This is a genomic window from Microbacterium aquimaris, from assembly GCF_039531285.1.
Lineage (GTDB): Bacteria > Actinomycetota > Actinomycetes > Actinomycetales > Microbacteriaceae > Microbacterium > Microbacterium aquimaris.
The window spans coordinates 712,514-726,587 of the sequence record NZ_BAAAPT010000001.1 but is presented as its reverse complement, the minus strand read 5'-3'; the positions used below and the strand labels follow the sequence as shown (position 1 = coordinate 726,587).

At 70.7% G+C, this 14,074-nt stretch carries 11 protein-coding genes; 3 read left to right on the top strand and 8 right to left on the bottom strand.

The features are described 5' to 3' along the window. Positions 1–6: 6 nt before the first annotated feature. Complete coding sequence (locus ABD204_RS03395) at positions 7–1,449, bottom strand: HNH endonuclease signature motif containing protein (protein WP_194423276.1); 1,443 nt, start codon at positions 1,447–1,449, stop codon at positions 7–9. Between the two features lie 203 nt (positions 1,450–1,652). Between ABD204_RS03395 and ABD204_RS03390 the strand changes: the two genes are divergently transcribed. After that, complete coding sequence (locus ABD204_RS03390) at positions 1,653–2,042, top strand: DUF2510 domain-containing protein (protein WP_194423275.1); 390 nt, start codon at positions 1,653–1,655, stop codon at positions 2,040–2,042. Between the two features lie 13 nt (positions 2,043–2,055). Here ABD204_RS03390 and ABD204_RS03385 read toward each other — a convergent pair whose 3' ends face one another. Beyond that, positions 2,056–2,601 carry a DUF2087 domain-containing protein gene (locus ABD204_RS03385; protein ID WP_194423274.1) on the bottom strand — a complete coding sequence of 182 codons (546 nt, stop codon included), beginning with the start codon at positions 2,599–2,601 and terminating at the stop codon, positions 2,056–2,058. 89 nt (positions 2,602–2,690) lie between these two features. On the opposite strand from ABD204_RS03385, the gene ABD204_RS03380 reads away from it, so the two are divergent. After that, positions 2,691–3,947 carry a maltokinase N-terminal cap-like domain-containing protein gene (locus ABD204_RS03380; RefSeq protein WP_322597497.1) on the top strand — a complete coding sequence of 419 codons (1,257 nt, stop codon included), beginning with the start codon at positions 2,691–2,693 and terminating at the stop codon, positions 3,945–3,947. Between the two features lie 24 nt (positions 3,948–3,971). On the opposite strand, the gene treS is transcribed toward ABD204_RS03380, so the two are convergent. The 6 genes from treS to ABD204_RS03350 all read right to left on the bottom strand — a co-directional run bounded on the left by treS (position 3,972) and on the right by ABD204_RS03350 (position 13,052). Then, positions 3,972–6,269 (bottom strand): maltose alpha-D-glucosyltransferase, encoded by a 2,298-nt coding sequence (treS, locus tag ABD204_RS03375; RefSeq protein ID WP_194423273.1) that lies wholly within the window; start codon positions 6,267–6,269, stop codon positions 3,972–3,974. 205 nt (positions 6,270–6,474) lie between these two features. Next, on the bottom strand, positions 6,475–7,059 hold the full coding sequence (locus tag ABD204_RS03370) for a helix-turn-helix domain-containing protein (RefSeq protein ID WP_194423272.1): 585 nt from the start codon (positions 7,057–7,059) through the stop codon (positions 6,475–6,477). 9 nt (positions 7,060–7,068) lie between these two features. Next, positions 7,069–9,927: a molybdopterin-dependent oxidoreductase gene (locus ABD204_RS03365; RefSeq protein WP_194423271.1), complete on the bottom strand. Its 2,859-nt coding sequence runs from the start codon at positions 9,925–9,927 to the stop codon at positions 7,069–7,071. Then, positions 9,924–10,760, bottom strand: coding sequence for an FAD binding domain-containing protein (locus ABD204_RS03360; protein WP_194423270.1), 837 nt, complete (start codon positions 10,758–10,760; stop codon positions 9,924–9,926). The genes ABD204_RS03365 and ABD204_RS03360 overlap by 4 nt, the downstream gene beginning before the upstream one ends. Before the next feature lie 192 nt (positions 10,761–10,952). Beyond that, positions 10,953–11,729, bottom strand: a complete 777-nt coding sequence (locus tag ABD204_RS03355; protein ID WP_194423269.1) for a nucleoside phosphorylase — start codon at positions 11,727–11,729, stop codon at positions 10,953–10,955. A gap of 114 nt (positions 11,730–11,843) precedes the next feature. Then, positions 11,844–13,052, bottom strand: coding sequence for an XdhC family protein (locus tag ABD204_RS03350; RefSeq protein WP_194423268.1), 1,209 nt, complete (start codon positions 13,050–13,052; stop codon positions 11,844–11,846). A gap of 49 nt (positions 13,053–13,101) precedes the next feature. Between ABD204_RS03350 and ABD204_RS03345 the strand changes: the two genes are divergently transcribed. Continuing rightward, positions 13,102–13,686, top strand: coding sequence for a nucleotidyltransferase family protein (locus ABD204_RS03345; protein WP_194423267.1), 585 nt, complete (start codon positions 13,102–13,104; stop codon positions 13,684–13,686). Positions 13,687–14,074: the final 388 nt, after the last annotated feature.

Sequence of the window (14,074 nt, the reverse complement as noted above, 5' to 3'; positions counted from 1 at the left end):
ATCGGATCAGAACGGCGGCGCGGCGGGTGGTGCTGACGTGCGGGTCGGGCCGGGTGGGTCGGGGGAGAACATCACTCGAGGTGGAGGCTTCTCAACGTGGCGGAGCCCCGAGGGCGCGATGAAGTGAAGGGTGCCCCCCGGTCGTTGTGTGACCGTCCACGGTGTCGCGTGCTTCAACGTGTGATGCCGTCGGCAGAAGGCTCCGACGTTGTCGATGTCGGTTCGGCCACCGTGGGCATGGTCTTTGCGGTGATCCCAATCGCACTCCCGGGCGGGACGCCGACATCCGGGGAATCGGCAGTGCACGTCGCGGGCGAGGAGGTAGCGCTTCTGCGCTGAGGTGATGTGGCGGCGGTCAACGCTGAGAACAGCCCCGGTGATGGGGTCGAGGAACACCCGGTCGAAGCCGGGAGCGTGTCCGGCGAGCACCTTCGCCGTCTCCGGGTCGACAGCGCACGCTCCGTCGAGCTGCGCCCCGCCGGAGGTCGTGCCGGCGAGGGTGGACGCCGGGACGGTGAGCTGCACGTGCGCCCGGATCGCCCCCAACCCGCCTTCGACCGTGTCGCCGATGGGGTCGATCGTCGGCGCGGCGGTGAGAAGCATGTCCATCAGTACGTCGGTGCGGATCTGATCGATGCTGCGCTCGTCGACCCCGACGTCTCCACGGAGGCTGGCGGGCGCGTCGGGGCCGCCCTGCGCGTCGGGGCTGGAGGCCGCGTCGGCGGTGGCCACCCCCGGGGCGGAACGGGCGGTGACGGGGTCCTCCGCCGGTGGGTCGACGGCGCGGCGAGCGGCGCGATCCGCATCTCTGATCGCGCGCGCCTGGCGGGTCAGTCGATCGTGAATACCGTGGATCTCGGTCACCGGTCCGATCGCCCCGAGCATCGCCATCCCGTCGCGGAGGTCTTCGACCCAGACTCTCCGCGTGAGCGCCGCCGTGTCATGGCGCTCCTGGATCGTCTTCGGGTCGTGTTTCTCGGCGACCTGCTCGGCGAACGTCCGAGTGCGCGCCGCGGTGGTGGTCTCGGCGTACGCGAGAACGTCGCTCTCGTATGCGGAGCGGGCCTCCGGGTCCTCGAGCCCCGCGCCCTTCTCGACGACGACGGCCAGGTGGCGCTGGGAGATCCGGCCTTCACGGAGTGCGTCGTACGTCGAGGGAAAGAGGGTCACGGCGCGGTGGGCCTCGAACAACCGTGTCTGCAGCGCCCGATCGCTCTCCCGGGTGGCCGCGCCGATCTCTGCCGCCATCGCGCGAAGCGGCATTTCCCGTTCTCTCGTCGAGGCATTGCGCAGACGCTCTGTCTGTTCGACGGTGAAGGCGTAGGCCTCCGCGTGCAGAGCCGTCTCCTCGGCGAGGACCCGAGCCTTCACTGCGGCGATCTCCCTGGCGCGCAGCACGAACCGAGCGGTCTTCGCCGCGTCAGCGGGGTCGTGCGCTTTCGAAGTCATCTTCACCTCGGGGCTCGGGCCTGCGCTTCCAAGTGTAGAACATAACCCCGAAGAAAACCAGGATGCCGGACAACTCCCTCGAACAGATATTCCCATCAGGTGCCTGCAGCTCGCCCACTCCCGCGAGCGCCGGGGAAGTGATATCCGCGATCCCGCTACCGTGGGCAGGAGTCGGATCGGGGGATCCGGCGGACGGGGGAGTCATGGCGAACGCGCAGGCTGGCTGGTACGACGACGGCACCGGTCAGAAGCGATGGTGGAACGGCGAGAACTGGACCGACGACATCCAGCCGCCCCCGCCGGCGGAGCCCGGCATCGGCGGGATGATCAGCCGCGCGCAAGCGGATGCGGTCGCGGGCGCCCAGCCCCGTCCCGCACCGACCGGGATGAGCTACGTCGTGCTGCAAGTCGTCTTGAAGGAGAAGTTCTTCGGCTCCGGGTCGAACAACCTCGTCGAGCTCGAGGGCGTCATCAATCGGCAGGCTGCGCTCGGCTATCGACTCCACACGATCAGTACCGCCTCGTCGGGCAGCACGGGCTTCGGTGGCGGTGACCGCATTCAGGCGACGCTGGTCTTCGAGCGCCTGGTCTGAGCTCCCGCTGCGGTTATCGCTCCTCGGATGCGGGCAACGCGTACTCCGTGCCGGAGGGGGTGCGTTCGATCAGGCCGTGATCGACGAGGTGGCGGCGCAGGATCGCGACGTCGTGGGCGTGGCCGCTCAGCCGGGCGTTGAACTGCTGCTCGGACAGGACCTCGCCGGGGTCCAACACCGAGCGTGCGATCGAGGAGAGCAGTTCGGCACGCACCTGCGGATTCGAGGGGTACACCGCGATGCGCCCGCCGGCGTCGAAGAACCGCGCGAGACCCGTCGGTTTGGGCGGTGCGGGTGCCGCGGCGAGGAGATCGGCGAACACCGCGTTGTCCGCCGCAAGACGCCCGTTCTGCTCCCGAACCAGGCCGGCTTGCGTCAAGACCCTCGTGATCTGCCGGCGCCGAGACGGCGACAGGGTCTGCAGGGTGGCGCTGTGCACGCCGAGGGTCAGTTCCGCATGGACGCGTCGCGCCGTCTCATTCGCCAGGGCTGCGACCACCGCACGCCATCGGTGCGGCGCGACCTCAACGCCCTCGCCCGTGTCCGCCGGCTCGCTCATCCTTCCACTCTAGGCGGCGCAGGGTCGCACGCGATGGTCGCCCGCGTCCACCCCTTGTGTCACGGCTGCGATCCGCGCCACGGTAGAGCGTGGACTTCATCGATGCGCTCGCGGGCTGGATGACGACTCAGCGCTGGTACGCCGGAAAGGGGCACCAGCCGCGTCTGCGGATCCTCGACGCGCAACCCGGGCCCGCAGACAGCATGCGCTACCTCGTGATGGACGACGCCGGGACGCTCCCGACTCTCTATCACGTGCCCCTCGTGCTGGCCGGCTCCGACGATGTCGCCGACGTGGTCGACTCCGGGGAGGGGCGCGCCTACGTCGACGCCGCCCGCCAGCACGACTTCGCCGTCGGATCCCTCGCGGAGATGGGGGTGGATGTACATCGCGTCACCGGATCGCGCGTGCTGACGGGGGAGCAGTCGAACACCTCGATCGTGTTCGAGGAGCGCGGTGAGCCGACGATCATCCTGAAGCTGTTCCGTACCCTCCATCACGGAGAGAACCCGGACGTCACCGTGCAACGCGCCCTGAGCGCCGCAGGTTCGCCCTACATCCCGCGATTCTTCGGCAGTCAGGATGCCTCGTGGCCGGACGTGGGGCGGGAGTCCGGTTCGGCGCAGGGCACGCTCGGTTTCGTGCAGGAGTTTCTTCCCGGCGTGCGCGACGGGTGGGACATCGCGCTGGAGGCGGCCCGCGACGGTCGAGACTTCACCGAGTCGGCCCGCGACCTCGCGATCGCCGTCGCCGGGGTGCACGGCGCGCTCAGCGTGACCCTGGACACGACCCATGCCGACCCCGAGGTGGTTGCGGCGATCGGATCCGCGTGGCGCCGCCGTCTCCGGATCGCGGCATCCGAGGTGCCCGCCGTCGCAGATCGTGTCGAGGCGATCGATGCGGTCTACCGCGCCGCTCTCGATGACCCGTGGCCGCAGCTCCAGCGCATCCACGGCGATCTGCACCTCGGCCAGGTGCTTGCCGTGCCCGGCCGTGGCTGGCGCCTGGTCGACTTCGAAGGGGAGCCGCTTCGTCCCATGGCGGAGCGGGCGCTCCCAGACCTCCCGCTGCGCGACGTCGCCGGAATGCTCCGCTCCTTCGACTACGCCGGCGCGGTCGGCGGCGGCGCCGACGGTGCCGCCTGGGCGGCGGCATGCCAGGAGACGTTCATCGATGCGTACGCGACCGCCGCCGGATCCGCCGACCTCGACGGCACGTTGCTCCGCGCACTCGTGCTGGACAAGGCGGTCTACGAATCCATCTACGAGGCCCGCAACAGGCCTGACTGGCTGGCCGTCCCGTTGGCCGGCATCGACACCGCGCTGACCTTTCGCAACGCTTCCTGAGTGTCTCGCGCCCGCCGGCAACGCTCAATCGGTGGGCGCCTCCGGAGGATCCAGCAGCAGAAACATCGCGCCGTACGGCGCAAGCGACACCGAGAAGCTGTGCAGGTCGTCGACATGGCCGACCGTCTCCCCGGTCGCGCCGTCCCGCACCTCGCACCCCGGTGTGAGGTGCTCGGAGTGCACCGTTCCCTCCGTAGCCTCGCCGGCGAAGTTCAGCACGGTCACCTGAAGCGGCGCCTGCACGTCGGGGTCGCCCTCATCGAGGCGATGCACGAGCACCAGCATGCCGGCGTGGGCGACCTGCGGGATGTCGACCTGCGTGGCCGTGGCGATCCCGTGCCGGCGGCGCAGCTCGAGCACCCCGGACAGGCGTGACGCGAACGAGTCAGGGGCGTCGAGCTGCGCGGGCAGCGGACCGTACAGGGCGCGCGCCCGCGGCATCCCGGCCGCCGAACCCGTCGCCTGTGGCGCGACATCGAGCAGATCGTGCGCGCCCCGCTCGATCCAGCGGGTGTCTCCGGATGCGACGAGGTCGGCGACCTCGTCGGGTGCGACGGTGAGCATGCCGGTCAGATCCCACCCCGACAGGGCGAACACCCCCGGCTGCCAGGCGTTGTAGGCGCACAGCAGCAGGTGCGCGTCGCGGATGCCGGGCACATCGGCGGCGGTGATGTCGTCGAGCGACGCGAAACCGCGGGTCGCGGCGATGAGCGATGTCGTCGTGCACGCGATCCCGTTCTGCGTGAACACACGGTTGTAGTCGGCCGTGCCGGTCAGGCTTTCGGTGAGCTCTGCGCGCACCAGTTCGGCGAGGTCGGCGCCGGATATCTCGCCCCCACGGAACCGATAGGCGTCGTCGGCATGGCGCGTCGCCCAGTGCACCAGTTCATAGGTGAGCTCGTCGTGGTTCTGCAGGCCGTGCACGAGTTGCACCGGTTCGACCCCGAGCTCGAGGGAGGTCGTCAGGGCCAGGCGCAGGAACTCGGTCTGCCCGGTCGCGAGCGCGTGGTGGTAGCCCGGACGTCCGACGAAGTCGTACGAGAGGTCCGCCCCCACCGCGCCGGTGTCGCGGATGTCCTCCATCGTCAGGTTCAACTCCTGGAACGTGAAGCCGCCGACCTTGCGCACCATGCCGCCGATGATGTGGTTCGCGGCGTGCGAGAGCGGATGTCCCTCCGACCAGGCGGGCAGGCCCTCCGCGCTCTTCTCCACCCCGAGGAAACCGTTCGCGTCCAGGCGCAACGCCGTCGTGCCGAGCTCACCCAGCGAGTGCAGCGCATCCCCGATGACCAGTCGCATCCCGGCGAAGGTGGGGTCGAGCCAGTTGATAGAGGGCTGACCCTGTTTGAAGTAGTGCAGGTACACCCAGCGCCGGGTGACGCCGTCGGGGCCGGTGACCGGTGTCGTCGCGCTCCAGTTCGTCTCCTTCACCCCGGGGGTGTAGAAGATCACGCGCTGCAGCGCCCCGATGATGTAACCGCGCTCGGCGAGCTCGTGCTCGGTCTCGGGATCGAGGTTGATGCTGTCGACCTCGCCCGGCACATCTGGAAGCAGCCCCCAGTCCTCCGGCTGGATCTCGACCATGTGGTAGATCCCCGGATAGTCCTTGTAACCCATCTCGGCGAGCCGGAAGTCGGCGCCTTTACCGGTGTGGCCGGGGACGATGTCGTCGATGATGCTGCCACCGTGGCTCTCGGCGGCATCGCACAGCGCCCGGAACTCGTCGTCGGTGCCGAAGGTCGGGTCGATCTGCGTGCTGATGCGGTCGAAGTGTCCGTCGACACTGGGAGTGTCGACCCACCCGGCGATGCCCCCTGCGCGTTTGACCGGCCCGGTGTGCACGGCGGTGATGCCGATGCGTTCGAACGTCGCCCACAGCTCCTCGTCGCCGAGTGCCGAAAGGAACGACTGCCCCTGTCGCGTGATCAGAGAGATGGGGTAGGCGGTGAACCACACGTCGGTCGCTGCGATCGCGCGCCGCGCATCCGGACGGGCATAGGGATTGCGCCACATCGCCGGTTGTCCTGACACTTCGCGCGCGAGCACGTCGGCGTCGTGCAGCATCGACTGGTTCACCAACCAGTCGACATACCTCGGGTTCGTGCCGTTCGCGGTTCGCGGGTCGGTCGCCCTGCGACGCACCCCGCCACGGCGCAGCTGGTCGCGCGGCCGCAGCCGCCGAGGTCGTGCGGGGTATCTCTGCTCGTCGTACGTGATCTCGGGCTGGTCGACCTCGGACTCGGCCTCGGCCAACTCACGCATCCCGGGCAGATCGATGGGGCCGGTGTAGAGCTCCTCCGGCCGATGCTCGTCTCGCGCCATGCGTCCAACCTACGGACGATCGGCCTCGGAGACGAGGAGTCGACACCCCGCGCCCGACACGGTATGGAGCGACGCGTGGAGCGACTCGTCGCGAACTCCTCATGTCCGGGGAGAAACGGCCTCTGTCCGGGGGGAGAGCCGCTCCGGCGGCCGATATTGAGCAGTTGCCGACGTCGGCCGGTGATGTCGGCGCCGACGGTCGGTGTCAGGTGCCCGCGGTGTAGATGAGGGCGACGCGGGCCGAGCCGTCGCCACGCGACTGCCAGCGATTTCTGAGCGCACCCGGGTGGGCGACGGCATCGCCCTCGTTCAACTCCCACACGCCGAGGCCCGCGATCTCCAGTGCGAGGGAGCCCTCGATGACGTAGTGCACGACCTCACCATCGGACTCGAACCAGTCGCCGACGCGCTCGCCGGGTTCGATGCGGTACTCCTGCAACGACGTCGCGCCGGCGTGGATCACGCGCGTGTGGGCGGTGTCGGGCGCCTCGGAGATCGGCACCCACCGTGCCTCGGCGGCACGCGAGACGTGCACGACCTCGGGATCCGGGTCGGCGGGCAGCAGCGCCGACGGCGACATCTCGAGCGCGTTCGCGATGCGGTACAGCGTGATGAGGGAAGGCATCGTCTGCCCGCTCTCGATCTGGCTGAGGAAGGGCTGGCTGATCTCGGCGGCCGTCGCCAGAGCCCGCATCGACAGTTTGCGCTCCGACCGGGCTTCGCGGATCGCGCGCCCGAGACGGTCGCCGATCAACTGATCGATCGAGGCGGGCTGGTCGCTGGCGGGCACCGCATCACCTTAGCCCGAGTGCGCACCCCGCTGCGCGAGGCGCCACACGCGCTCACGCGTGAACGGCTGGTGGAAGGGGCGCTCGCCGAGGGCACGGGCGATCGCATTGCCGACGGCGGGGGCGACCGGGTTGTACGGCGACTCGCTCATCGACTTGGCACCGAACGGACCGAGGGCGTCGTGGGTCTCGGCGAAGTACACCTCGGTGTCGGGGATGTCGGCCATCTGCGGCACGCGATAGGTGCGGAAGACGGGGTTCACCACGCGCCCGTCCTCGACGAGGACTTCTTCGTACAGGGCGCTGCCCAGCCCCTGGGCGGCGCCGCCCTCGATCTGTCCGCGACACTGGGCGGGGTTGATGACGAAGCCCGCGTCGGCGGCCTGGATGCTCTGCAACACCGCCACCGATCCGGTCGACGGGTCGACCGCGACACGGACGGCGTGCACGTTGAAGGCGAGGGAGCGGATGTCACCGCGCTCCCACCCTTCCGCGATCAGCCCCGCTGGGCGTCGCTCCTCGTCGGCGGCCGCCGCGACGAGTTCGGCGAACGACACGACGCGCTCCGAGGTGGTCACCCCATCCGGTGTCACCGCGGCGTCGTCGGCGGAGGTGCCGGTGAGGGATGCCGCGAGCGCGAGCATCCGGTCACGCAGCGCGAGGCATGCGGCGTACAGCGCCTTGCCGGCGACGGTCGTCCCCGCCGACGCGAAGGCGCCGGTGTCGTGCTCGACCGCATCGGTGTCGGCCTGCCACAGCTGCACCCGTTCGGCAGGCGCGTCGAACACGTCGGCGGCTATCTGGCGGTGCACCGTCGAGGTGCCGTTGCCGAACTCGGCCGTCCCGACGCCGAGCAGGTAGCGGCCCGCCGGGGTGAGGGTGACCGTCGCGTGGGCGATGTGTCCGCGCGGAGCCATCGTCGAGATCATCGACGCGGCCATCCCCTCGCCGACCTTCCACCCGGCGGGCGCGTCGACACCGTTGCCGCGGCGCAACGCGTCCTGGGCGAGATCGAGGCACTGATCGAGGCCGTAGCTGCCCCACGCGACGTCGTCGTGCGGGTGGTCGTCCTGGAGTTCGTCGCCCTCGCGCACGGCGTTCAGGCGCCGAAGATCGAAGGGGTCGATGCCGAGTCGCTCGGCGAGCATGTCCATCGCCGACTCCACGCCCAAGATCACCTGGCCCAGCCCGTAGCCGCGGAACGCCCCCGAGGGCACGTTGTTCGTATAGACCGCCTCTGCGTCGATGCGGCGGGCGGGACAGCGGTAGAGCATCTGCGATTCGGCGACGGCGTGGAACATCACCCCGATCGCGTGGTTGCCGTAGGCGCCGGTGTCGCTCAACACGTCGATGGTCATCGCCGTCAGCTCGCCCGCCTCGGTCGCCCCGAGGGTGACCGACACCCGCATCGGATGCCGCACAGACGCCCGCTGGAACTGGTCGGTGCGGGAGAACTCGTACGCCACGCGCCGGCCGGTGCGCAGCACCGCGAGGGCGACGAGGTCTTCCGTGAAGATCTCCTGCTTGCCGCCGAAGCCTCCTCCCACACGGGGCGCGTACACCCGCACCGTTTCGGGGTCGAGGTCGAGCACGTGGCACAGTTCGTCGCGCGTGAGGAAAGGCACCTGGGTGGAGGAACGGATGACGAGACGTCCATCGTCATCCAGCCATCCGATCGCGCCGTGCGTCTCGAGTTGCGCATGCGAGACGCGCGAGGTCTGCCAGGTGCCGGTGACGGTCACGGCGCTGTGCCGGAGCGCGACCTCGGGGTCGGCGCCCACCGTCTTGTGCGCGGAGGCGACGACGTTCCGCGACGCCTCGGCCACCCGGTCCTCCGGCGTGCGGTCGGGATGCAACAGGGGCGCCCCGGGGCTCCGTGCCGCCTCCGGCTCGAACACGGCCGGAAGCTCGTCGTAGTCCACGGCCACCGCGGCGACCGCCGCATCCGCTGCCGTGGACGTTTCGGCGACGACGGCCGCGACCCGCTGGCCGATGTGCCGCACGACGTCGTCGAGCATCCGCATGTCGTCGGGGTCGTCGGTGCGGTGTTCATGCCGAGCCGACGAGTATCGGGTCGCGGGGGCGTCTTCGTGCGTGTAGACGGCGACGACGCCGGGGATCGCCAGGGCCGCCGACGTGTCTATCGAGCGGATGCGGGCGTGCGCCACGGGGGAGGTCACGACCTTCAGCACCAACGCACCGGTCGCCTGGTCGTCGAACGTGTACGGCTCGCGCCCCTGCACCACCCGGTGCGCCGCCTCCGGCCGCGCCGAGCGACCCACCCCGGCCCCGGATCCCCCTGCGGCCTGATGCGTGTCCCACTCTCGGTCGGTGTGCGGGGCGTTTGCGGACGCACTTCGGGACATGGTCGGGGTGGGCGGGGTGGCGCCGGTGGAGGGGGTGGCGGGCTGCGCGGCGCGGCCGGTCTCGCGCACCGGGCCGAGGACCGCCTCCCGGATCGACTCGCGGATCGGACGGTAGCCGGTGCAGCGGCAGAGGTTGCCCTTCATCCGGCGGTCGAGGTCGTCGAGGTCGTGCTCGCACAGGGTGGATGCGGTCACGGCCATTCCGGGCGTGCAGAACCCGCACTGGAATCCGAAGTTCTCCACGAGCGCCTCCTGCACGGGGTGCAACTCGTCGCCGGGGGCGAGGCCGGCCGCGGTGGTGACCGCGCGTCCCTCCATGCGGGCGGCGGGGATGATGCACGAGTGCACCGGCTCACCGTCGACGAGCACACTGCACGCGCCGCAGTCGCCGGCATCGCATCCCTTCTTCACCTCCGTATGACCGTGCTCGCGGAGAAGGGTGCGCAGACACTGGCCCGGGGCGGGGTCGACCTCGATCGCCGAGCCATTGACGTCGATCTTCACGCGGCCTCCTCCAGCCGGTTCCGCACGCGCAGCGCCAGTTCGACGCTGACCCCGCGCCGCCAATCGGCGGCGCCGAGCGGGTCGGTGTAATAGCCGGATGCGTCGGCGACGGCACCGGTCAGCGTGAGTTCGTCGGGGAGGTGCGGGAACCGCCACACGGTCGGTGCGGCCGTCGCGGCGGTGACGGCGAACACGGCGGACCCGTCGGGGTCGATCCGCCCGGTGACGACCGCACCGGAGCGGCCATGTTCGGCCAGCGCGATCTTGTTCAGAACGGCCTGTGACCGCAGGGCCGAGTCCGGGATCTCGATCGCCCGCAGGATCTCACCCGGGGCGAGGGTGTTCACGCCGTTGCCGACGACGATGTCGGCGACCGGCTCTCGGCGTTCGACGAAGACACCGGCGGCATCAGGTTCGGGTGTCCAGATCACGGCGACCCCGTCGAGGGCGACCGAGAGCGAGACCATCCCCGCCGCGGCGAACGATCGGCAGACGTTCCCGCCGACCGTGGCGGTGTTCCAGATCTTGAACGAGGCCAGCAGCGCGTTCGCCGCGTCGACGGCCAGAGGCGCGGCGATCCACGGCGCCGGGGCCTCCTGCTGCGCCCATCGCACCAAGCGGGCGATGGTGCACGTGGCACCGATCCGCAGGCCGGCGTCGGTGATCTCCAGGTCGGGCCATCCCATCGTGGTGAGATCGACGAACCCGGTCGTCGCGGGCTGCGGCTCGCTCATCAGCCATGTTCCGCCCGCCATGAACGTCTCCCCGGGAGTCAGGGCGAGGTCGGCGTCCGTGCGCGCGGCGCGGAAGTCGCGGATGGTCGTGATGTCCACTGGAGCCTCGGGATGTTGATCACATGAACAGGTGCAGGGAAGTCAACCACCGCGGCATTACGTCGGTGTTTCGTGCGCGCAACCCCCACCGCGCGCGCCCGCGTGTCGTCGCGTCGGTGCCGACACGCGCCGGGTGGTGGCAGACCCGCGGGCTCGTGCCCATCCCGACCCCCGTGCGCACCCCGCGCCGGATCAGAGGGCGAGGTCGACCGCGGTGTCCAGGGCGGCTTCGATGGAGCGCATCCAGCCGTCCTTCAGCGCCTGCTTCGTGTCGCCGTAGACCGATGCGCCGTCGACGAGGTTGCTGGATGCTGCGCACACCATGCCCGCGCGCATCCCCCGGAGACGCGCGACGACGTACATCGCCGAGGCCTCCATCTCCATGTTCAGGATGCCCATGCCGTTCAACTGCCGGATCAATTCGGGGGTCTCGGCGTAGAACGCGTCACTCGACGTACTGATGCCGGTGTAGGCATGTGAGCCGGCGGCTGCGGCGATCCGCTTCGCATTCCGCGTCAGCGCGAGTGTCAGCTCGGCATCGGGCACCGACGGGAACCCGCGCGGGAGGTAAGCGTCGGTGGTGCCGTCCATGCGGTAGCTGCCCTCGCTCACCAAAAGGTCTCCCGGAACGATCCCGGCCTGCAGACCGGCCGAGGACCCGACACGGATGACGCTGGTCACGCCCACGCGGGCGAGCTCTTCGACGGCGATCGCCGTCGACGGGCAACCCATCCCGGTGGATGTCGCCGTGATGAGCCGGCCCTTGTAGGAGCCGGTCATCGTGCGGTGTTCGCGGTTGTGCGCGACCTCTCGGACGTCGGTCAGGAACTCGGCGACCAGCGGCACGCGGAAGGGGTCCCCGGGCAGCAGGGCGACAGTCGACACCTCGCCGGGGGCGACGCCGATGTGATACTGGCGGGCGTCGATCCCGGCCTGGGACTTGTCGACGGGACTGGGGGTGGCGGCCATGATCTCTCCTCGGGGCGGGCGGCGTCGGATGCGCTGGTTCCCCGCCCTGTACCACCCGGACATCCGGTGTTCGGCCGAGAGGCCATGGTTGATAGGACCGCGTTGCGCGGCAGATTAGCACGAGCGTGCGATGCTCTCCTCGGCCGAGACCGCCGGCTTGTGGGAGCGGCCACGCGTGTCATGCAGGGGTCCCTTCGTCTCCCGTAGCGGCGCCCCGGTGCCGCCGTGGCGGGCGGCGACGATCTCGGCCAGCGCCGCGATCGCGGTCTCGTCTGGGGAGTGGCCGCCGAGGTCGAGGCCGAGAGGCATGTGGATGCGCGCGACGGCCTCATCCGGAACCCCCCGCTCGACGAGCAGGTGCGTGCGCCGGGCGACGGTGCGGCGGGCGCCGAGGGCGCCGACGAAGCCGATCGGCAGCGCCAGCGCCGCCTCCAGGGCCGGGATGTCGAGCCGTTCGTCGTGGGTCAGGATGCACACCGCGGTGCGCAGATCGATGTCCTCCGGCGCCTGGCCGGCGAGGTATTCGTGGGGTGGCGCGACGACGCGGCGGGCCGCCTCTGGGAAGCGCTCCTTCGTGACGAGGACCTCCCACATGTCGACCACCGTCACCGCGAACCCGGCGGCCGTGGCCACCCGGCACAGTGCCGCGGCATGCTCGCCGCCGCCCGCGATGATCAGTCGTGGACGTGGAGCCCTGCTGAGGGCGACCACCTCCGGGAGATGTGTCCCGTGGGGTGTCGTCGGCGCATCCGGTGAGGTGAGTTCACCCGGTGAGGCGAGGGCGCTGCGTGAGGCGCTGCGTGAGGGGGCGAGCGCCTCGCGCGGCGTGATGCGGCGGTTCTCGCGGAGCAGAGCCGCCCGGGCGAGGTCCGCCGCGACGGCGGCGGGGAGGCCGTCGGCATCGTGCGCCGTGAACGCGCGTCCGGCATCCGGGCCGTCGACGACCAGACCGATCGTGATCGCACGGTCGGCGTCCTCGTGTTCGAGGATCTCACCGACGACGGGGTCCTCGAAGGCGACCGGATAGGCGAGGACCTCGATGCGTCCGCCGCAGGCGAGGCCCGCGGCCGGGGCATCGTCGTCGGTGAGCCCGTAGGTCGCGCGGTGCGCCGAGTCGGTGGAGAGCGCGAGGCGGGCCAGCACGACCGCATCCGCTTCGACACATCCGCCGGAGATCGAGCCGATCACCGCGCCGCTCGCGGTGACCGCCATCGACGCACCGACCCCGCGGGGGGCGCTCCCGGGCACCCCGATGACGGTGACGACGCCCAGGCGCTCGCCCGCACGCAGGCGCCGGTGCGCCTCGGTTCCCAAGCCCAGCATGCGGTCACGGTACCCCCGTCGTGTTTCGGGCGCGCTACGCTTCGACGCCATGGACGAACCCGCCGCGCCGATCGTGGGCTTGGTGCTCGCCGCAGGCGCGGGCACCCGGTTCGGTGGGCCGAAAGGACTTGCGCGCGACGCGGCGGGGACGCCATGGGTCGAACGTGCCGTCGACACGCTCCGCCGTGGAGGGTGCGGCAGAGTGCTCGTCGCGGTCGGCGCACGGGGTGACGAGGTCGCCGCTTTCGTGCCGCCCGGCGCCGAGGTCGTGGAGGTGGCGGCGTGGGCGGACGGGCTGTCGGCGACGCTGCGCGCAGGTCTCGCGACCGCCGTGCCGTCGGGACCGGTCCGTCCCGCGGCCGTCGTGATCCTTCCCGTCGACGTCCCCGACGCCCCGCCCTCGGCCGTCCGCCGTGTCGTCGCCGCGGCCGACGCCCACTTCTCCACGGCCCTGGTGCAGGCGACCTACGACGGTGCGCCTGGTCATCCCGTGCTCATCGGCGCCGAGCACGTACCGGCCCTGGCGGAGTCGGTCGCGGGTGACGAGGGTGCACGGCTCTACCTGCGCACGCACGGCGTGATCCGGGTGGAGTGCGGTGACCTGTGGTCGGGCGCCGACATCGACACCCGCTGATGGACGCCGCGCGCCCTCTCTCTTCGACCCGGCGCCCGCCACCCGTGTCGACAACACAGGAGATCCGGCGGCAGATGGGCCGGGGGCGGGCCGTTCTCGGCCCGATCGGCGCGGATCTCCTGTGTTGTCGACGGCATGCCGAAGGCAGGCGGCGGCAGAACGGCCACGAGGGGCGCGCGACAGATGGCCGGCCGGCCCGGGCCCCGGGGTCGACACCGTCGCCTTCTTGACGTCTCGGGTGCGAACAGGACAGGGGATTCTGCGGTGGGACCCGCGTGCGGCCCCGGAGTGACGCGTTTACGGCTCGGATCTCCTGTGTCGTTCACTGTGGGCGGCGCGGAGCGGGCGGGAACGCCGGCCGCGGCGGTGAACCGCGCAGGTAGCGTGG